Origin of the sequence: Archangium sp. Cb G35, from assembly GCF_001896145.1 — a bacterium.
Classification (GTDB): domain Bacteria; phylum Myxococcota; class Myxococcia; order Myxococcales; family Myxococcaceae; genus Archangium; species Archangium violaceum.
In genome coordinates this window covers 973614-993275 of sequence record NZ_MPOI01000002.1, presented here as the reverse complement: position 1 = coordinate 993275, position 19662 = coordinate 973614, and the positions used below count along the sequence as shown (strand labels likewise).

The 19662-nt window shown below is 67.5% G+C and carries 15 protein-coding genes; 7 read left to right on the top strand and 8 right to left on the bottom strand.

The features are described from left to right. Nucleotides 1–153: 153 nt before the first annotated feature. Both BO221_RS10515 and BO221_RS10510 read left to right on the top strand, forming a co-directional pair. Nucleotides 154–1821, top strand: a complete 1668-nt coding sequence (locus BO221_RS10515) for an IS66 family transposase (protein WP_073560226.1) — start codon at nt 154–156, stop codon at nt 1819–1821. A 396-nt stretch (nt 1822–2217) separates the two neighbouring features. Further along, on the top strand, nt 2218–2757 hold the full coding sequence (locus BO221_RS10510) for a hypothetical protein (RefSeq protein ID WP_073560225.1): 540 nt from the start codon (nt 2218–2220) through the stop codon (nt 2755–2757). 68 nt (nt 2758–2825) lie between these two features. Here BO221_RS10510 and BO221_RS10505 read toward each other — a convergent pair whose 3' ends face one another. From BO221_RS10505 to BO221_RS53575, 3 genes are read right to left on the bottom strand one after another with little or no spacing between them, the layout of a single operon-like run. Then, on the bottom strand, nt 2826–4094 hold the full coding sequence (locus tag BO221_RS10505; RefSeq protein ID WP_073560224.1) for a c-type cytochrome: 1269 nt from the start codon (nt 4092–4094) through the stop codon (nt 2826–2828). Nucleotides 4095–4115: 21 nt separating this feature from the next. Next, entirely contained in the window at nt 4116–4238 is a 123-nt protein-coding gene (locus BO221_RS57055) for a hypothetical protein (RefSeq protein ID WP_255408444.1), read from the bottom strand. 13 nt (nt 4239–4251) lie between these two features. Continuing rightward, nucleotides 4252–4614 (bottom strand): hypothetical protein, encoded by a 363-nt coding sequence (locus BO221_RS53575; RefSeq protein WP_143195363.1) that lies wholly within the window; start codon nt 4612–4614, stop codon nt 4252–4254. 191 nt (nt 4615–4805) lie between these two features. Between BO221_RS53575 and BO221_RS10495 the strand changes: the two genes are divergently transcribed. Further along, entirely contained in the window at nt 4806–5348 is a 543-nt protein-coding gene (locus BO221_RS10495; RefSeq protein WP_143195362.1) for a hypothetical protein, read from the top strand. A gap of 39 nt (nt 5349–5387) precedes the next feature. Here BO221_RS10495 and BO221_RS10490 read toward each other — a convergent pair whose 3' ends face one another. Further along, a complete protein-coding gene (locus BO221_RS10490) occupies nt 5388–6482 on the bottom strand; it encodes a RimK family alpha-L-glutamate ligase (RefSeq protein ID WP_073560221.1) in 1095 nt (364 codons plus the stop codon). Nucleotides 6483–6562: 80 nt separating this feature from the next. Next, nucleotides 6563–6727: a hypothetical protein gene (locus BO221_RS54810; RefSeq protein WP_158079814.1), complete on the bottom strand. Its 165-nt coding sequence runs from the start codon at nt 6725–6727 to the stop codon at nt 6563–6565. A 354-nt stretch (nt 6728–7081) separates the two neighbouring features. Here BO221_RS54810 and BO221_RS10485 point away from each other — a divergent pair, with 354 nt between their 5' ends. Both BO221_RS10485 and BO221_RS10480 read left to right on the top strand, forming a co-directional pair. Next, entirely contained in the window at nt 7082–7990 is a 909-nt protein-coding gene (locus BO221_RS10485; protein WP_073560220.1) for an AraC family transcriptional regulator, read from the top strand. A 108-nt stretch (nt 7991–8098) separates the two neighbouring features. Then, nucleotides 8099–9358 carry a cytochrome P450 gene (locus BO221_RS10480; RefSeq protein WP_073560219.1) on the top strand — a complete coding sequence of 420 codons (1260 nt, stop codon included), beginning with the start codon at nt 8099–8101 and terminating at the stop codon, nt 9356–9358. A gap of 99 nt (nt 9359–9457) precedes the next feature. Here the strand turns inward: BO221_RS10480 and BO221_RS10475 are convergent, their stop codons facing one another. The 3 genes from BO221_RS10475 to BO221_RS10465 all read right to left on the bottom strand — a co-directional run bounded on the left by BO221_RS10475 (nt 9458) and on the right by BO221_RS10465 (nt 12466). Continuing rightward, nucleotides 9458–10678: a hypothetical protein gene (locus BO221_RS10475; protein ID WP_073560218.1), complete on the bottom strand. Its 1221-nt coding sequence runs from the start codon at nt 10676–10678 to the stop codon at nt 9458–9460. A gap of 120 nt (nt 10679–10798) precedes the next feature. Further along, entirely contained in the window at nt 10799–11647 is an 849-nt protein-coding gene (locus BO221_RS10470; RefSeq protein WP_073560306.1) for a hypothetical protein, read from the bottom strand. A 255-nt stretch (nt 11648–11902) separates the two neighbouring features. Continuing rightward, nucleotides 11903–12466 carry a hypothetical protein gene (locus BO221_RS10465; protein WP_073560217.1) on the bottom strand — a complete coding sequence of 188 codons (564 nt, stop codon included), beginning with the start codon at nt 12464–12466 and terminating at the stop codon, nt 11903–11905. Nucleotides 12467–13175: 709 nt separating this feature from the next. Between BO221_RS10465 and BO221_RS10460 the strand changes: the two genes are divergently transcribed. Both BO221_RS10460 and BO221_RS10455 read left to right on the top strand, forming a co-directional pair. Next, a complete protein-coding gene (locus tag BO221_RS10460) occupies nt 13176–14168 on the top strand; it encodes a hypothetical protein (protein WP_073560216.1) in 993 nt (330 codons plus the stop codon). Between the two features lie 411 nt (nt 14169–14579). Continuing rightward, a complete protein-coding gene (locus BO221_RS10455; RefSeq protein WP_083680907.1) occupies nt 14580–19613 on the top strand; it encodes a myxosortase-dependent M36 family metallopeptidase in 5034 nt (1677 codons plus the stop codon). Nucleotides 19614–19662: the final 49 nt, after the last annotated feature.

Here is a 19662-nt window from a genome sequence, read left to right as displayed (position 1 = left end):
CCCGTGGAGGGCCAGGCCGCGGTGCACCTGGAGGTACGGCAGCTCTCGGAGCTGCTGTCGCTGGTGGAGGCCAGCAGCGCGGTACGGAGAGGCGAGGTGCACTGAGTCCGCGCTTGCGCGCCGGGCATGACTTCGTGCATAGGCAAGGCGCGCATGACTTCCGCCGTCAGGAGCGAAGAAGAGAGGGGCCAGCGGGAAGAAGCCCAGCCGCCCGCCTTCGAGGGGGATGACATGGAGGCGGTGCGCGCCTACATGCTGCAGCTGCTGACGGAGGACCGCGGCGAGCAGGCCATTGAGATGTTGTTGGGCCTGTTGGGCCGGCTACGCGAGGAGCACAGCTCCACGGTGGTGCGACTCAAGGAGGCACTGCGGCAGCTGTACGGGCGGCGCAGTGAGAAGACTGCCGCCAATCAGCTCCAACTCCTGCTCTCATTCCTCACGCAGCAGCAGTCCGCCGAGCCAGAGGCCGTGCCCGCCACCGCCGACGGCGCACAGGCAGCCGCCCCGGCGGCCCCGCCGGCTGACGCACCGAGGAAGCCACCCAAGCGTCCGCCCCTACGCGGCGCCCAGGCCCTGCCCGCGCACCTGGAGAGGCGAGAGGTGCTGGTGCAGCCAACGGCCGAGGAGTGCGTCTGCCCGGGTTGCGGCCAACAGCGCACGCCTATGGGCGAGGAGATAAGCCAACGGCTGGAGTTGGAGCCGGCGCGCTTCTTCGTGCGAGTGGAGAAGCGCCCGAAGCTTACGTGCCAGCGCTGCAAGGAGGGGGTGGCCGCCGCGCCCGCTGGTGAGACGCCACTGCCGGGAGCGCTGCCCGGCCCGGGGCTGCTGGCGCAGCTGCTGGTGGGCAAGTACCGCGACGGGCTGCCCCTGCACCGCCAGCAGGCCATTTTCGACAAACGCCACGGTGTGAGGCTGCCCGCCTCCACTCTGGGCGACTGGGTGGCCGGGGCCAGTGACTTGCTGTCGCCCGTGGTGGCGCAGCTCAAGCAGCGCACGCTGGCGGACGCCTTGCTGCACACCGATGACACCGGAGTGCGCGTGCTGGACAGGGAGGATGCCCGCGGCGTCAAGCGCGGACACCTCTGGCCGTACGTGGGCCAGGGCGGCAACGTCTTCGTGGAGTACACCCCCGACTGGAGTGGCAAGGGCCCCCAAGGGGTGCTGGCCGACTTCCGGGGCTACCTGGTGGTGGACGGCTACAAAGGCTACGAGGCCCTCTTCGGCCCCACCTCCCCACGCATTGAGGTGGGCTGTTGGATGCACGCCCGGCGTGGCTTCGAGCGCGCCTACGTGGCCGGCGACGCTCGCGGCGGCACGGTGCTCACGCTCGTCCAGAAGCTGTACGCCGTGGAGCGGCAGGCTCAGGAGGAGGGGCTCTCTCCCGAGGCGCGCCTTACCCTGCGCCTCGCGCACAGTCTGCCTGTATACGAGGAACTCTTCGGCTTGCTTACGCAGTGGGCCCCGCACGTGCCCCCCAAGACGCCTCTGGGCAAGGCCATTGCCTACGCGTGCAACCGCTCTGTCCCCCTCGGCCGCTTCCTCGAGGACGGGCGTCTGCCGGTGGACAACGGGGAGGTGGAGCGCCTCATCAAGCTCATTGTCCTCGGGCGCAAGAACTGGCTCTTCCTGGGCAGCGACGCGGCCGGACACCGGGCCGCCAACGTCTACTCCCTCGTCCTCAGCTGCTACCGGCTGGGCATGGACCCGTGGGCCTACTTCCGCGACGTGCTGCCCAAGCTCGGCGATACCCGATTCCCCGCCTCCCGCCTCGCGGAGCTCCTCCCCGAGGCGTGGGCCCAGCAGCAGGCTCAGCAGCGATAGGCTTGTCGATGTGCCGTCCATCACGCGGCCACCGTGCCACGCTCCTCGGTGGCCGACACCATGGGCTGGACCGGAGGCTTACTCGGCTGCTGCCCCTGGACCAGCGCTCGAATAGGCAGGATAGGGGCGATGTCGAGGGAGAGGGCAGGAGCGGAGGGGCGGCGGAGGCGGAGTAGTCCGAGCTCAACTGTTCTCTTTTCGTTGCGCGGCCGGTTCACGGGAGTGGCAGGCCGGTCCACTGCACCGGCAGAGCGGTGTGCTGCAAGGCCCCCCGAACGCCCGCGTCACTCTCTACTGTGGCTTTCGCATCCCGGACAACGCCGGTGTGCCCCAGCCACGCCAGGAAAGGCGGCGCAGGGTCTTCATGCGTTCCATCCATCCGAGGAGAGACATCCGATGAACCGTCCAACTGGTTTGCTGTGCCTTACGCTGTTCGCGACCGCCTGCGGTCCTGAGTCCGAGATCGCCGCGAACGAGACTGGAAAGGCGCTCTCGAACTCCGAGCAGAAGACGGATGTCAGCGCGCTCGTCGACCCTCCCGTCATCACCTTCTGGTCGAGCACGGGTTGCCCTAATGGTACTCAGGTCGGCTGGTATACCTATAACAACACGGCCATGATCATGCCCAACAGCAGCGGCTCGGGCTGGGTCAATGACGAGGCCAAGTCCCTGATGGTGTTCAGGATGCCCGCGGGGACGATCATCCGGGTCTACGACAGCCCCTCGGGTGCCCACGATGATGACTGGGCGGAGATCGTCATCAATGAGTACGCCCCGCAGCTTTGCGTCTCTTCCTTCGAGGATCCCGTGAACAATGCGGCCTACTCGCTCCGCTGGTGTCGCCACAACGGCCTCAACGGGAAGGTGTCCCAGGCCCGGATGCAGCCTTACGCATTCAACGGCTCCACCTGCAATGGGTCGTGGTACCAGCTGTAGCCTCTGCCACAGGCAAGGTGTGAGAGGCCGCGGCCCCATCAGCTGCGGCCTTCACTCCGAGGCGCGGATCAGAACACCTGCGTCGCCTGCTCGGGGGCGCCCTGCTCGATCCAGGTATGGATCAGATCGATCTCCTCGTCGGGAATGGGCGGGAAGCCCAGGGGCATGCCCATCACCGCCGAGTCATAGTGCCCGTCCAGCTCGGAGTGACGGGCGAGGAGGCTGGCGATCAGCCGGGGCGTCCCGTCCTCCAGACGATCCGGGAACCCGCGGAACTGGCCATCGCGCTTGACGCCACGGAGGATGCCCTCCCGCGTGGCGAGATCGAGCAAGACGCCGTTGTAGCCAAACCCACCTGTATTGCCTGGACCTTGGTCACCCGGCCGGTTCCTGTCGGAGTGGCAGTGAAAGCAGAGGTGGCGCGAGAGCTTTTGCGCGACCTCCGGGTAATGCACCTCGCGCTCGAGCAGTCGTGGTTTGTATGCGGGACGCGGCACGGCAACAGGCTCGGGCAGCGGCTCACTCAGGAAGGCCACCAGATCCTCGACCTCCTTCGGAGTGAATGGAAAGGAGGGCATCTCGGTATCGGGGAGGAGCCGGCGCGGCTCGACCAGCCAGTTCCGCAGCTGCGAGAGCGACATGCGGCTGCGCACATACCGCAGGTCAGGGGCTCGCCTCCGGGCCGAGGGGCTGCGGAACTCCGTAGCACCGTAGCGCAGGGCCGCGAGCGGAGAGTCCCCGCGGTAGTGACAGCTCGCGCACTGGCTCTTCTCGTAGAGCGCTCGCCCGGCCACCGCATCACCTCGCGGGGGCTCCCCGGACTCCTCCTCGGTCACCGCGAAGAAGTCGGCGATGAGCGCGGCCTCCCGCGGACCGATCTTCAGCTTGGGCATGGTGGCCCCATAGAGGGGCCTCACCACATGCGGCGCCTGGAGCCAATCGACGAGCCAGCGTCGCTTGACCCGCTGGCCGAGCGAGCCGAGGTCCGGGGTCCGCACCAGGTGCGTGAGGTGCTGCTTCCACTGCTCGACGTGTGCTTTCTGATACCAGAGATCGAGCCGCCCGGCGGTGATGGCCTGGTGACAGGTGACACAGTTCTCGCTCAGGGGCGCCGACATCGGCTCGATGCCGGGCACCACGTGGCACCGATTGCATTGGAAGTACTCCACGGCGTCCCGCGGCCCCTCGATCGAGCGCTTCGTAGGCGCGAGGATCCTCGTGGGCAGGCGCAGGGCCAGCACATCGGCATCGCGGGCGAGCAGGAAGCCGCCACCGGCCGTCACCAGCAGAAGCGCGGTGCCAGCCAGATATGCGAGCGAGAGGGCGCGAGAGGCCATGAGGGAGTTTCCGGAGGCGGCTCAGTCGTACGCGTCGTCTCCGAAGACGATGCCCGAGGACCCACAGAGGGCGGGAAGAACCACCGACTCACGGGCCAGATCTACCCCTCCCGCCAGAACCATCGACGTGAGCACCAGCGTCACGAGGGCGGCCTTCCTATCGCCGCCAAACAACTTCTGGTCCCACTTCTGGAAGAGCACGGCTTGCAGGACGAAGACCACCCGCGGGACTGGCCATCAACACCCAGAGCATCGAGCGGTTCGTCAAACACTCGGACATCTTGTTCGCGCTGAGGTTGAGGACGGGACCACCGGCTGTGACCGTGGCCACCAGCAGGACCAGACACGCGCCGACGAGCAGGAAGAAGAACCGGCGAGCCCATGACGCTCCGGCCGGTGACGCGGTGGCGGGGCCCCACACGTTCGCGATGACCACGCGGTTCAAGAACACCGCGCCCATGGTCCAGAGGACCAGGTCGAGCCAGACGGTGTTCGAGGTGAAGACAGCGCTGGAGTCCATCGAGTTGCTGCAGGCCAGTGCATGCAACGGTCAGAGGGCCGAGGCGAACAGCACGACAAGGGCGAGAGCGCGGGAAGACATCACCCAAGGTTATCAGGTGCTCCTCGCTGCTGGAATCGCCCCGCTGCCCGAGGTTGCCTGTTCGGAGGAGAGCCCTCTTCGTGGCACACGAGGTGTGGCAGACTCGCCGCATGCTCGAGCGAATCGGGACCCTCGCACTGCTCGCGGGCTGCATCTTCGTCACGGTGCCCGCGTCCGCGGCCGACAAGGTGGTGTCTCCGGTAACGAAGAAGAACTGGCACAACCACCCGGCCATCGTGGACATCCGCAAGCTGTTCCAGGGGAACGAAGCGGAACTCAAGGCGGGGAACTTCGTCACCAAGGAGTTGCCAGCATGTGAGTTGCCGAGCCGGCAGATGGAGCGGACCGCTTTCGTCGATGCCCAGGGACGCATCCGCAAGTTCGTGGTCGACGGGGGCTCGGACGACTCGGCCTACAGGCTGGAGCACCACTATGACGAGAAGGGCCGGTTGCGCTTTGCCTTTGGTCGCACGGGCGCGGTCAACGACACCACCGTCGAGCATCGGCTCTACTATTCGGAGGACGGCAAGCTCCTGTGGCACGACCGTAAGCAGCAGGGCCCCGGCTACCCATTCCTCATGGACTGGCCGCGGAAGTACGTCGTGCGCGACGCGGCGAAGGAACTCGGCGTGCAGCCGGATTGCCGCGATTGACCGTCTACTCCGCCGAGATGTTGGGCGGAAGGCCCGGGGCTATTCCAGCGAGAACAGCCGCCGGTCGGGCGTCTTCCCCCGGACCCGCTCCTTCAACGCGGCATAGGCATCGGAGGCCCTGAACGCCTCCATCGTCACCGCGGCCGGCACGGCGGTGTCGTAGTCCGTCCGCCCGCTGGCCAGCATGGCCGTCATCGCCTGCAACACGGGATGGTCCGGCACCATGTCCTCCACGAACAGGAACTGGCCCGCCTGGTTGACCTCGATGAAATAGACCTCCCCCTGCCGGTCCACCGCCAGGTCGATGCAGCCGAACACCAGGCCCAGCTCGCGCATCAGCGCGCGCAGCTTGTCCTCGACCGCCGCCGGCAACGCGACCGCCTCGGCGCGCATTCCGGGATCCTGGCTATGCGGCCGCCAGTCGACGTACGCATCGCCGGCCCTCTTGCGCAGGCTCATCGCGAAGAAGCGCTCGCCGATCACGGTGACGCGCAGATCGCACGCCTTCTCGATGTAGCGCTGGTAGATGCCGGGGCAGACGGCAATGGCGTCGGCGGGCAGCTCGCTGCGCTCGTCCAGCAAGGTGACACCCACCGCGTACTTCCTGCCGCTCTCGCGATGCTCCCACTGGTGCATCAGGAAGGACTTGAAGACGATCCGCCCCCACTTCCTGCGCAGGGCGTCGGCCTGCTCCGCGTCGTTGGTCACCACGGTCTCGGGAAAGGCCAGACCGAGCCGGCGGCAGGCGTGCAGTTGCGCCAGCTTGTTCTCGGCCCGTTGCGCGGCCTCCGGGCGATTCACCCAGAGCGCGTTGCCGTAGGTGCCTTCCAGGCCGAAGAGGTTGCGCTGGAACAGCTTCCATTCCCAGGTCACGAAGGCCCGGTCCGCCTCCGCACACACCGGCGCGGGGTCTTCGAGCCGGCGGTTCCAGATCGCGCCGAAGTGTTCGCCACCGGCGATCTTGCCAGACAAGCGTTCGCCTTCCTCATCGATGCGGAAGGCATAGCCGGTGTCCGGTCCCGTCGGCAGCGAGGGCGTCCAGAGCGGAATGATGCCTTGCCGGCGAAGCGCCCAATCGAGCGCGGCCGCGTGGGGATCGGTGGGGGGAGCGAGTATCAGCACGCTGCGCGGCATGGGCGCGTCCTGGCAGGTCTAGAAAGCACACGCCCCGCTAGAAGCGGGGCGCGCACGAGATTGGATGGGATGTACCCAGCTCAGCCGAGGGCGCCGATCTCCGGCTCGGGCCGGTCGGGATCGGTGTAGATGGTCAGGAACAAGCCTTCTTCATTCAGGTCCTGTCCGGACGGAGCGACTTCGCACGCGGTGACGCGCGCAAAGGGCCGCACTGCTTCGGGAGACTGCGAGGCATTGCTGTTCATAGCCACGACTCCTTGGGATCCGTTGGATCCATTGCACGGCGTGTGGACAGCCTCGCGCAAGCCACCGCGCGAGGGGAGTTACACCCTACTCGCGCCCCCGGCTGATTTCAATTCGCGCGGCGCCCGCGGTGGTGGGCACACCGGCCGGCCTCCGCGCATGACCGGCACGATCCGAAAGGGTTTGAACTCACGTATCGGTCACTCCAATCCATGTACTGGGTAACCCGTATTCTGTTCGGGTCGGGGTATGGCACCCATCTGCCGGTCCAGCTCCCTGGCGCGTGTACGATGCCGTCCGGCGGAACGCTCCGCGTCAGCCACGCGCCGTGCCCCCGTGCGGCGTAGGCTGCTTCCATGCCCCCCTCTTCCCGAAAGCCGCGACACCGCATCCTCACGCTGGCGGCGCTCGGCGCCCGGGGACTCCCGCTCCACGTCAACCACATCGCCAGCCGCACGCTCTCGTCCTCGCACGAGCCGGTTGTCGCCACCTTCGCTCTCTTCTTCCTCGTCACCGGCGGCAAGGGATGCGGCCGTCACCTGGAGTTGGTGGACGTGCGCCCGGGGGAAATCCACTTCATTCCAGCGGGGGTGGAGATCCACGCCCTCAACGTGGGTGAGCTGGAGGGCTGGCTGGTGGCCTTCGACCCCACGCTGCTGAGCTCGCTGGAGACGGAGCCGCCGGGCCGCACCCCTGTGACAGGAGGGCCTTCGGCGGCGGACCTGGCAAACAGCCTCGCCGCCCGGTGGTCCTTCAGGCTCCTGCTCGGAGAGGCGCGGCGCCAGCGAATCGAGCGCCTCATCGCCGCGCTGGACGCGGAGCTGCGCGAGCGGCAGTGGGGCTTTGAGCGCGCGACGAGCTCCCTGTTCACGCTGCTGCTGACGGAGCTCCAGCGCGAGGCGCGCGAGCACGCGTCTGGGCATGTGCCATCGCCGGGCAGGCTGGTGCGGGAGGTACTCGCCTTCGTCGCGGCCCACAGCCTGGAACCCATCTCACTGGCGGACGTGGCGGCGGCGGTGGACCGGACGCCCTCGTACGTCGCAACGGCGGTGCGCGAGGAGACCGGGCTGACCGTGGGCGATTGGCTCCGCGAACACCGCATGGCCGAGGCGCGGCGCCGCCTGCTGGAGACGACGACGAGCGTGGAGTCGATCGCCAGCCAGGTTGGCTACTCGGATGCCACTTCGTTCGTCCGCGGCTTCCGGCGCGCGCACGGGATGACGCCCCGGGCCTGGCGCGAGAGACACCGTCAGGCGGGCGGCTGAGCCCGGTCAATTTTCACCGCAATGTGGGCCCTGGTGCCGGCCGGACCCGTCGCGCATAACCAACCCACCAACCGCCCCACGCTGGGGCCACGGACAGGCGGGTTCAACATGGTGGAGACAGCGCGCGTCGACCTTCAACGCGAATTCAAGGCCCTGGAGGCGAGAGCCAATCCGATCCCCGTCTACGCGAAGCTGCGGAAACTGGGGCCGGTCCTTCACTCGATGGACCTCTTCGGCAAGGGCTTCGTCCTCCCCCGGTACGAGGAGGTCGTCCGCGTCCTCAAGGATCCACGGTTCGCCAATGACCGCCGGAATGTCCCCGGTGGCTCCTCCATGGACCGGTGGTGGATGCCGGCCATCCTGAGGCTGCTCGTCTCCAGCATGGTGCTCAAGGATCCGCCGGATCACCGCCGCCTGCGCAACCTCGTCCAGAAGGCGTTCACCCCCGGCATGGTCGAGAACCTGAACGGGCGGGTGGAGCAGATCACCGAAGACCTGCTGGATGCCGCCGCCCGGAAGCCGGTCGTGGACCTCATGGAGGACTTCGCGCTGCCCCTGCCGCTGACCGTCATCGCGGAGATGCTCGGCGTCCCCCAGTCCGACCGCATCCTCTTCCGCGGGCTGATCACCAAGGTCCTGGACTCCTCGGCGGTGAGCCCCATTTCGTTCATCCGAAACTACCCCAACATGCTCCGGCTGAACGGGTTCCTCCGGAAGCTGGTGAAACTGCGCCGCGAGCAGCCGGGGGATGATCTGGTGACGGCGCTGGTGCAGGCCGAGGAAGGCGGGGACCGGCTCAGTGAGGACGAACTCATCTCCATGGTCTTCCTCCTGCTCTTCGCCGGGCATGAGACGACGGTGAACCTCATCGGGAACGGCGTGCTGGAGCTGGTGCGGCATCCCGAGCAGCTCCAGAAGCTGCGCGAGCAGCCTGACCTCATCGACAGCGCCATCGAGGAGATGCTGCGCTTCACCAACCCGGTGGGGGTCGTGGCGCCGCGCTTCGCCAAGGAGGATGTGGAGATCGCGGGCGTCCCCATTCCCCAGGGCAGCGCGGTCACCCTGCTGATCGCCTCGGCGAACCTGGACGAGACGGCGTTCCCCAACGCGGACAAGCTGGACATCACCCGCAGTCCGAATCGCCACGTGTCCTTCGGGTACGGAATCCACTACTGCCTGGGTGCCCCGCTTGCCCGGCTGGAGGCCCGGGTCGCCATTCCCGCGCTGCTGCGGCGCTTCCCTCGCCTCGACCTGGCGGTACCGGCGGAGAAGCTGCGCTGGCGTCCCAACATCGGCCTGCGCGGCTTGGAGGCGCTGCCCCTCTCCGTGTCCCCGACCGGCTCGGAGGCTGGACGGTCCGCCGCGTAGAACGCTTCACCCCTTGGAAGTAGCAAGGCCCCGGCCGCCATCAGGCGAGCCGGGTGTGGAGGGTCTCCACTCTCCCAGGGAGAGGGGCGGGGCGGCCGCTCACTTCTGGCCTCTGGGCCACGGATCGTGCTGCTCGGCTGCCGCGTAATACTCCTGGATGTCCGCCAGGTTCTGGATGAGCTGGTCGTTCGAGGACGGGTCCTGGAAGTAGGCCTCGAGCTTCTTCAGGTCTTCTAAATTGAAACCGCGGGTGGCGTTGGGGTCGATGCTTTCTTCCTTGCGCTTGTTCTCGTCATTGATCCAGGGCGGCTTCGCCTCGTGTCTGTTGTTTTTTTCCTTGTTCTTGATGTTCTCCGCGACGACCCACTGGCCCGTCTTGCTCGGGACCTTGCTGACGGTGATGAGCTCGTAGCCGAGCTTCTTCCAACGCAGCATGCGTTTGGTTTCCCGGTTTCCGATCTCTTCCATGTAGCGGACCTGATGCCCGAGCAAGGCATAGATCTCCAGGTTTCCGCTGCGAAAGCCAAGGTGCTTGAGATTGCCATTGGATTGCGCGTGCAAGAAGTCGAACAGAGCGAATTGGGCCATCCGATCGTCTGGGCAGACCGTTTTCCAGTCGAGCGTCATCCAGAACTCGGCGAGGTCGAAAACACCTTCCTTGTCCATGGTCTCCAGCCACTTGTACTTGTTCTCCGACGAGCGGGAGGGGTTGTGGTCTCCCACGATGAGGACGATCCGTTTCGACTTCCGCGCCAGGGCGACGAGCTGCCGCATTCCCTCGAAGCTCGTGTCGTGCTGTGCATGGGGCCCGCCCTTCTTGCCACTGAAGCGCGACCAGAGGATGGCGTAGGACTGTCCGCCTTTGTAGGGAATTCCCCGCTTGTCAAGGTACCGCTTGATCTGCTCGTCGAACGACCTGCTCTTCCATGCCTTGCGGATGTCATCAGGCCGCTTTTTCGACCAGTTCGCCGCGACCGCGCTGGTGGCCTCGGAAATCGGGCTCTGGAGATTCTTGTCCTGTAAGGACTCGGGAATGGGCGGCTCTGTGTCAGTGTACGGAAGCGGCTGCCGCGTGTCGGCCCTGGCTGTGTATTGGGTGTACGACTCCGAGATGTTCTGCAAGTTTCTCAGGACATGGACTCGGTCCCGGTTCCCGCCCAGAGTGGCCACATAGAAGTCCCTGAGGGAGTCCGTCTTGTCGCGCTTGGAGCCCTCGCTGAGCAGCACGACATGATAATCCTTGCAGAGGAGGAGCGCGGCGGCGACGCCGAACATGTCGCCGGTCATGTTTCCCGCCTGGATGATGAGCTTGGGGGCCATGTGGGCCTCTCGTGATGTGGGTCGTGGTGTGGGCCGTGGACGGGGGTCCAGGGGCAGGATGGCGATGATATAGAATATCGGTTCGCGGGTCCATGCACAGCGGCATGGGCGGCCGCTCGTTCATGGCGTGTGCTGCCATTGCGTCCAGGTCTGCGAGCCGCCTCCTGGATGGGCGCGGGCATAGGCGTGAAAGCGCGTGAGCAGCTCCATCCGTTCGGGCGCGAAGGGCGCCTTGTAGCTGTCCGGCGCGGGCCGCTTGCGCAGGTCGTAGTCATTCAGCCGCTGCTGGCGTTCGAGGAGGGCATCGAGCTCCAGGGGCTCCGCGCTCCAGAGCAGCTCGATCAAGGTCAGGAACAAGGACGTGCGTCCCTTTCCGCCCCGGCAATGGACGTGCAGATGCGCTCCGTCCCTCAACGTGTTGACGAACTGGACGAGGAGGTCGAGTGCCGCGTCATCGGGGCGCAGATGGTCGGTGACGGGGATCCGCACGTAGTGGCCCTCGGGCAGGCCCAGGGCCTGTTCCTCCGTGCGCACCTGCTCGGGCTTGTATTCGGTGAGAACCGGTCCGGTGCCTTCCTTGACCGCGCGGGCATCGCCCACCCAGACGGGATTCCCACCCTCCAGCAGCCGCAGCCGCAAGGCCTCGAGCTGGAGCACCTCGTGCCGCGCGAGCCCCACACACCCCCAGTTGTGCCGGGCGTACCAACTGACCGCCGACCCGTCGAGGAAGCCATGGGACTCCTGGCGCAGATCCAGCACGTAGAGGTGCTCGGGAGCAGGGCGGCCCAGCCGCTCCTGGACGTCCTCCCATCCCGCCAGGGAGAACTGGGCACTGCCCGAACAGCGCAGGCCGCCCCTCGTGGTGGAGCCGGCGAGCTCGCTCACGCGGAAGCGGCGGGACCGGGGCTCGTCCGAATCGAGCACGAGAGGGGCGAAGGACGCATCGGGAGCCCGGGCGGGGAGAAGCATCCCGGGAGCATAGGCCACCAGGTCCTGTTCTCGCCCATCCCAGGCCGACCCTCCAGGCGGGGCTCGGGTTCCAGTCGTCCGAGAAGGCGCGTCGCGGCTTCTGCTCCGTCTGCGGTTCGTCACTGTTCCGGGAGGCGCTCCAGCGCGATTGGATCGGACCATGTTCTTGGCAACATCCACAAACCCTCCCGCCCGGGGTGGCTGTCTGCGCAGCCACCCCAGACGGTGTACGGCTCAGCTCACCGGCGGCTCAGCTCACTGAATGACGGTGACGATCTGCGTCTCGCACGTGGTGGGGTCGATGAAGGAGTTGACCGCATCGACCGTGCAGACGGCGCCGCCGTAGGTGCCGTAGAAGACCTGCGCCGAGCAGGAACCGCCTACGTCGCTGACCTCCACCCGCCAGACACACGTCTTCGCGCCGGCCGGGTTCGCCGGATCGACCGTCCAGTAGTACTGCTGGGCCACCAGCGGCGTGGGGGCGGGGGCGCTGACCTGGAACCCGCCATAGTTGGCGGTGGGCACGGGGTAGGGGTTGAACACGCCGTTGAGCGTCCCCGTCAACACCTGGAGGCCCAGGGAGATGTTGGCGCCGGTCTGGTTGAGGACGAGAAGGGTCTCCACGGCGGGGGCGATGGACGCCGCCGGCGCGTCGCGCAGCACGGGAATCTGGACCGCCCCCTCCCGGAGGGTGACGAACTCGTTACGCTGGGAGAGGAGGTCCAGGAAGAAGCTGGACTCAACCTGCCCGGCGAAAGCCATCGACGGCGTGAGGGACAGCACAGAGGCAGCCAGGAAACGCTTTACGTTCCTCGTCATGGACTTCTCCTGATTGGTTTGTGTTGGGGTTGGCCGAAGCCAATGCCTTACTAGCACTGCCGGCTATTCAATTTCAAATCAAAACTGCTTTTCCAGGCATTTCCTGTAAAACTGGATGATTGCATTCCGGGCGTCGCTCATGGCTTCCGGTCTAGGGGGTTCCGTCTAGGGGGTTCCGTCTAGGGGGTTCCCCTGAGTCTTCCAAAACCATCCGTGCTGGCTGACCCAATCCCATCCGCCTCGATTCTTGAGAGAGCATGCGCACTTTTTGAGAGCGGGGGCAGCGCTCTTCGAGGCATCACTCGTGGCCTGACCGTGTACAGTCACTTCATCAAATTCCGGTGGCGCCAGTATCGCGATGACAGAAGTCATCCAGAAACCCGTCCGCCTCTGGATGGTGCGGGAGCGTCTCGAAGCCTCGCGCTGCTTTTGAGAAAACGAAAACGCTCCTGCGGCTGAACAAAATGAATCAGTCCGCGTCCCCACGCGCGCTGTGCGCTTCATCACCGATTTGACCAGGAGCCATGAAATGCAACGCAATACAGGGAGATGGGTGTCTAGACTGCTGGGAGTCTGGTTCGGAGCGCTGATGGGGGTGGGCTGTGGTCAGCCAACAGCCGAGTCCGGGGAGCAAGCACGGCTCGACGCTCCTCTGGGGGCCTCGCAGTCGCGATCCCGTCTCTCGGCCAACGAAAATCATTCTCTGGCATTGCGCCCAGATGGCATCGTCTGGACCACGGGCCCCAACTACGCCGGGGGAGATGGATCCACGATCAACCAGCCGATGACGGTGCTGGGCGGAGCGGTCGCCGTGGCCGCGGGCGAAATGCATTCGCTGGCGGTGCGTTATGACGGCGCCGTGTGGGCCTGGGGTGACAACTCCTACGGCGCGCTCGGAGATGGCACTGGGAGCACCAGCATGGTGCCGGTGCGGGCGCAGGGGTTGAGCGGGGCAGTGGCCGTGGCCGCGGGCTCCTACCATTCGCTGGCGCTGCGTTATGACGGCACCGTGTGGGCCTGGGGCTACAACGCCCAAGGCCAGCTGGGGGATGGCACGGCGAGCCACCGCTGGGTACCGGTGCAGGTGCAGGGGTTGAGCGAGGTGGCGGCCGTGGCCGCGAGCTACAACCATTCGTTGGCGGTGCGTCATGACGGCACGGTGTGGGCCTGGGGTGACAACTCCTCTGGCCAGCTGGGAGATGGCACCACGAGTGACCGCTGGGTGCCGGTGCAGGTGCAGGGGTTGAGCGGAGTGGTGGCCGTGGCCACGAGCCCCGGGCATTCGCTGGCGGTGCGCTCGGACGGCACCGTGTGGGCGTGGGGCTCCAACCACTCCGGCCAGCTGGGGGATGGCACCACGAGCGGGCGCATGGTGCCGGTGCAGGTGCAGGGGTTGAGCGGGGTGGTGGCCGTGGCCGCGGGCCTCTCGTATTCGCTGGCGGTGCGCTCGGACGGCACCGCGTGGACCTGGGGCGCCAACTACTACGGCCAGCTGGGGGATGGCACCACGAGCGGGCGCATGGTTCCGGTGCAGGTGCAGGGGTTGAGCGGAGTGGTGGCCGTGGCCGCGGGCTACCACCATTCGCTGGCGGTGCTCTCGGACGGCACCGCGTGGGGCTGGGGCTCCAACCACTCCGGCCAGCTGGGGGCTGGAGGAGTCCCCACGTACTCGACCACCGTCATTCGCTCGTTGCTGTATTGAGTGCGGTGCCGGGGCGCACGGACGCGCGTCACGTTCGTTGATGGAGCCCCCTCTGCCTGGCCCCCAGGTGCCTGGTGGTGAGCACCTGGGGGAGTGACGCATTCACCCTGCTTGGACCGGGTACGGCGTACCCCCGCGGAAGCACACGCGCGGCATCAACTATCGCCGGGGAGTCCAATCACTTCCGTTTATTCACGAGCTGCAACGCACCGGGCGGTACTTTTTCAAGGGGAAAATGCGGATGTCGCCTAGTGGGCGACATCCCGGACCCCTTAATCTTTACCCTGGCAACACTTTGCTGCCACGAGGCGAATCGGGGATGCGGTGAGATCTCCGGAAGCAGCGCGCTCGCGGTGGCGTGTGGCCAGGTGATGAACCCCCGTTGTCACTCGCGAAGACGGAGTCCCTGACGTGAGAAGGCTGTTCTCCACGCTGTCGAGCCTTTCCCTGGCGCTGTGCGGTACTGGCGCCGCTGCCCGCAACCTCCCCAACTACGAAGTCACGCAAGATCTCAAACCCGCGCTCAAGAAGGCCGCGGGCCGTCAGCCGGTGACGGGCGACCTGTCGCGCGTTGCCCATATGGATGAGGAGCGGGGCCTGCCCACGTTCGTGTGGGCGAGTCAGGGCGCGCCCTCGCCGCAGCGTGCGCGGCTGGCGCGGATGTCGGCCGAGGACGCGGCGCTGCAGCAACTGCAGGAGCACGTGTCGCTCTACGGCGCGGAGTCGGTGGAGGCCTCGGGCGCGCGCGTGTCGTCCGTGAGCCGCAACGCCCGCGGCGCCAAGGTGGTCACCTTCGCCCAGACGGTGGGGGGCCATGAAATCTTCAACCAATCGCTCAAGGCGCTGCTCAACTCGAGCAACGAGCTGGTGGCGCTCTCCGGCTCGCTGTCGCCGCACGTGTCGGCGGCCACCTCGATGGAGCGCCTGCGCTTCGGCATGTCCGCGGCCGAGGCCATCAGCACGGCCTACCGGGACCTGACGGGCGGCTCGCTGGACGCGACGCTGCTGACGCGCCAGCGCTCGGACGACAAGGACATCTACTCGCACTACGAGCTGGTGTCCTACGCGCGCCCGCTGGCCGAGGGGCTCGTCATCCCCGCCCGCGTCAAGCAGGTGTTCTACCCGATGCCCGACGCGCTGCTGCCCGCGTACTACGTGGAGCTCAACACGGGGCGTCCGGGCAGCACCGACTCGGACTACTACTCCTACGTGGTGTCGGCGGTGGACGGCCGGCTGCTCTTCCGCAACAACCTGACGGCGCACGCGGAGTTCAGCTACCGCACCTTCGCGGACACCACGCCGCCCTATACACCGCACGAAGGCCCCTCGGGCTCCGCGGCCACGCCGCACCCCTCGGGCAACCTGGACGGCTACACGCCGCCCTTCGTCGCCCCCGCGCTCGTCACCCTGCAGAACGCGCCCTTCAGCCGCAATGATCCCTGGCTGCCGGATGCGGCCACGGTGACCACCGGCAACAACGTGGATGCGTACGCGGACCTCACCGCGCCGGATGGGTTCACCCCGTCCACCGCCGACCTGCGTCCCACGGTGACGGCGCCGGGCGTGTTCGATCGCACGATGCTGTTCGACATCCAGCCCAACGCCAACGCGGAGCAGATCGCCGCGGCCACCACGAACCTGTTCTTCGTGAACAACTGGCTGCACGACTGGTTCTACGACTCCGGCTTCGACGAGGTCTCCGGCAACGCCCAGACGAGCAACTTCGGCCGGGGTGGCAGGGAGAACGACGCCATCCGCGCCGAGGCGCAGGACTACAGCGGCACCAACAACGCCAACATGTCCACGCCCGCGGACGGCGCGTCCCCGCGCATGCAGATGTACGTCTTCACGGGCAAGGACGCGCGGCTCACGGGGCTCGAGCCCGCGTCGGTCGCGGGTGTCTACGAGGTGGGCATCGCGGCGGAGTTCGGTCCCCAGACCTTCGACGTCACGGGCGAGGTGGTGGTCGCGGAGGACGGCACGGCGCCCGCGAACGATGGGTGCACGGAGCTGACCAACGCGTCGGCGGTGGCGGGGAAGATCGCCATCATCGACCGCGGCAACTGCGACTTCACCGTCAAGGTGACGAACGCGCAGACGGCGGGCGCCACGGGCGTCATCATCGCGGACAACGTGGCGGGTGGCGTCGCGAACATGGGTGGTGCCTCCACCACCATCACCATCCCCACGCTGCGCGTGACGCTCGCGGATGGCAACAAGCTCCGGAGCGCCTCCGGCGTGACCGTGCAGCTGCGGCGCCAGCCCGCGCTCAACCTGGATGGCACCGTGGACAACGGCATCGTGGCCCACGAGTGGGGCCACTACATCAGCAACCGCCTCGTCGGTAACGCCGCCGGTCTGAGCAACAACCAGGGCCGCTCCATGGGCGAGGGCTGGGGTGACTTCCACGCCCTGCTGATGATCGTGCGCGCCGAGGACATCAACGTTGCCGCCAACGCCAACTGGACGGGCGCCTATGCCGCGGCCGAGTTCGCCACGCGCGGAATGACCAACAACGCCAGCTTCTTCGGCATCCGCCGCGGCACCTACTCGGTGGACCGGGCGAAGAACGCGCTGAGCTTCCGCCACATCATGAACGGGGTGGCCCTGCCCACCACGGCGCCCTTCCTGCCCAACACCGGCGTGAACTCGCAGGTGCACAACTCGGGCGAGATCTGGGCCACGATGCTCTGGGAGTGCTACGTGCGGCTGCTGCGCGCCCATCCGTTCCCGGAGGCGCAGGACCGCATGAAGAGCTACCTGGTGACGGGCTACAAGATGACGCCCAACGCGCCCACGTACCTGGAGGCGCGTGATGCCATCATCGCCGCCGCGCGCGCCAACGATCCGGCGGATGCCGAGCGCTTCTGGCAGGCCTTCGCCTCCCGTGGCGCGGGCGTGGGCGCGGTGGCCCCGCCGCGCACCTCCACCACCCACGCGGGCCTGGTGGAGAGCTTCGAGGTGGGCACCAACGTGGACTTCGTGTCCATGTCGCTCGCGGACGACCTGGCGGGCAGCTCCTGCGACTCGGACGGCATCCTGGACAACGGCGAGACGGGCCAGCTGCGCGTCAAGGTGCGCAACTCGGGCGCCACGACGGCCAGCGCCACCACCATCACCGTGCTCTCCCCGAGCCGTGGGGTGACGTTGGGTAACGGTGGCACGGCCTCCGTTCCGGCCATCCCCGCGGGTGGCATGGTCGATGCCGTCATCCCCGTGTCGCTGAGCGGCGCGGCCACCGAGCAGCGGCTGGACTTCATCGTGGCGCTGCGCGACGCCAACCAGGCGCAGCCGGGTGACAAGACGGCCACGTTCTCGGCGAAGGCCAACTACGACGAGCTGGCCAACAGCTCCACCACGGAGACGGTGGAGGCCAAGACCCTGCCCTGGACGTTCACGCACGACACGGCCCTGGCCAACGCGGACTTCTCCGTGGTGCAGGCCAGCGACATGAGCCGCTCCTTCTTCGGCCCCAACCCCGGCGCCCCCGGCGACGTGCGCCTGACCACGCCGCTTCTCCAGGTGGGCACCGAGCCCTTCATCATCACCTTCAAGCACGCCTATGACTTCGAGACGGACAACACCGTCTCTCCGCCGGACTACTACGACGGCGCCGTCATCGAGGTCGCGGAGACGGGCTCGTCGGAGTGGGTGGACGTGGGCAGCACCCTGTACGCGGGCAGCCTGTTCCACGATCCGGTGGTCTACCCGACCAACGGCAACCCCCTCAAGGGCAAGCCGGCCATCGTGGGCCGCAGCGCGGGCTACCCCGCCCTGACCACCGCCACGCTCAACCTGGGCACTGCCTGGGCGGGAAAGACGGTGCAGGTGCGCTTCCGCATCGGCTCGGACAACGCCTCCGCGGGCGCGGGCTGGGTGCTGGATGACCTGCAGTTCTCGGGTCTGACGAACAAGCCCTTCACGGCGATTGGTCCCCAGACGGGCGTGTGCGGCACGGACGCCTCGCCGGTGGCCTCGGCGGGTCCGGACCTCACGGTCAACGAGCGCACGACGGTGAACCTGACGGGCAGCGCGACGGATCCGGCGGGCAAGAGCCTGTTCTACAACTGGACGCAGCTGTCCGGCCCCACCGTGGCGCTCGTGAACCCCGCCACGCTCACCCCGTCCTTCGCGGCGCCCAACGTGACGGCGGACTCCGTCGTGGTGCTCCAGCTGACCGTCTCCAACGACAAGCGCTCGGTGATCGACACGGTGAACGTGACGATTCGCAACGTCAACCGCGCCCCCACCGTCAACGCGGGCGTGGCGGGCGTGGTGAACGAGCGTGCCACCCACACGCTGATGGGCTCCGCGACGGACGCGGACGGCGACACGCTCGCCTACCGCTGGGCGCAGACGGCCGGTACGCCGGTGGCGCTGAGCAACGCGGACAAGCTCACCGCGAGCTTCGTCGCGCCGGAGGTCACCCTGGATGAGACGCTGACCTTCTCGCTCACGGTCAGCGACGGCCGCGAGAGCGTCAGCTCCACGGTGAACGTGACGGTGAGCAACGTGAACCGCGCGCCCACCGTCAACGCGGGCGTGACCGGCGTGGTGGACGAGCGCTCCCGTTACACGCTGACGGGCTCCGCGTCGGACGTGGACGGCGACAGCCTCACCTACGCGTGGCGCCAGACGGCGGGCACGGCGGTGACGCTCGGCAACGCCGGCACGCTCTACCCCACCTTCAACGCTCCGGAGGTGATGGCGGACGAGACGCTCGCCTTCGAGCTGAGCGTGAGCGATGGCAAGGACACCGTCCTCTCCACCGTGGAGGTGCTGGTGAAGGACCTGAACCGCGAGCCCACCCTGCTGGTGACGGACCTGGGCGCGGACGAGCGCCGCTCCGTCGAGCTCGTGGCCCTGGCCTCGGATCCGGACGGCAACGCGCTCAGCTACCAGTGGACGCAGCTGTCCGGCCCCACGGTGGCGCTGCAGAACGCGGACTCCTCGCGCGCCACCTTCGTGGCGGGTGAAGTCGCCGCCGACACCGAGCTCGTCTTCCAGGTGGAGGTGTCCGATGGCCAGGCCACCCTCACCCGCTCGGTGACGGTGACGGTGCGCAACGTGAACCGTGAGCCCCAGGCGCAGGCGGGCACCACCCAGCTGCGCACCCCGGGCGACAAGGTCCAGCTGGACGGCGGCGCCAGTGCGGACGCGGACGGCGATGCGCTGACCTACGAGTGGACGCAGGTGGCTGGCCCGACGGTGTCGCTCTCCGGGGCGGACACCGCCACTCCGTCCTTCACCGCCCCCGAGGTGGAGAAGGACACGGAGCTGCGCTTCAGCCTGGTGGTGCGCGATGGCTCCTCGGCGAGCACGGCCTCCGTCGTCAGCGTGCTGGTGACGCCGGTGAGCGGCTGCTCGTCCACGGGCGCCGGCGCGCCGATGGGCCTGCTGGGCCTCGGCCTGCTGAGCCTGCTGCGCCGCCGCCGGCTGAACTGAGCCGCGGCGTCCCTCCCCCTCCGGTAGCTGGGTGGGGGAGGGGAGACTG

Bases quoted from the DNA above. Each gene is read 5' to 3' on its own strand.
- BO221_RS10515 (WP_073560226.1), top strand. From the start codon at position 154: ATGACTTCCGCCGTCAGGAGCGAAGAAGAGAGGGGCCAGCGGGAAGAA.
- BO221_RS10510 (WP_073560225.1), top strand. From the start codon at position 2,218: ATGAACCGTCCAACTGGTTTGCTGTGCCTTACGCTGTTCGCGACCGCC.
- BO221_RS10505 (WP_073560224.1), bottom strand. From the start codon at position 4,094: ATGGCCTCTCGCGCCCTCTCGCTCGCATATCTGGCTGGCACCGCGCTT.
- BO221_RS53575 (WP_143195363.1), bottom strand. From the start codon at position 4,614: ATGGACTCCAGCGCTGTCTTCACCTCGAACACCGTCTGGCTCGACCTG.
- BO221_RS10495 (WP_143195362.1), top strand. From the start codon at position 4,806: ATGCTCGAGCGAATCGGGACCCTCGCACTGCTCGCGGGCTGCATCTTC.
- BO221_RS10490 (WP_073560221.1), bottom strand. From the start codon at position 6,482: ATGCCGCGCAGCGTGCTGATACTCGCTCCCCCCACCGATCCCCACGCG.
- BO221_RS54810 (WP_158079814.1), bottom strand. From the start codon at position 6,727: ATGAACAGCAATGCCTCGCAGTCTCCCGAAGCAGTGCGGCCCTTTGCG.
- BO221_RS10485 (WP_073560220.1), top strand. From the start codon at position 7,082: ATGCCCCCCTCTTCCCGAAAGCCGCGACACCGCATCCTCACGCTGGCG.
- BO221_RS10480 (WP_073560219.1), top strand. From the start codon at position 8,099: ATGGTGGAGACAGCGCGCGTCGACCTTCAACGCGAATTCAAGGCCCTG.
- BO221_RS10475 (WP_073560218.1), bottom strand. From the start codon at position 10,678: ATGGCCCCCAAGCTCATCATCCAGGCGGGAAACATGACCGGCGACATG.
- BO221_RS10470 (WP_073560306.1), bottom strand. From the start codon at position 11,647: ATGCTTCTCCCCGCCCGGGCTCCCGATGCGTCCTTCGCCCCTCTCGTG.
- BO221_RS10465 (WP_073560217.1), bottom strand. From the start codon at position 12,466: ATGACGAGGAACGTAAAGCGTTTCCTGGCTGCCTCTGTGCTGTCCCTC.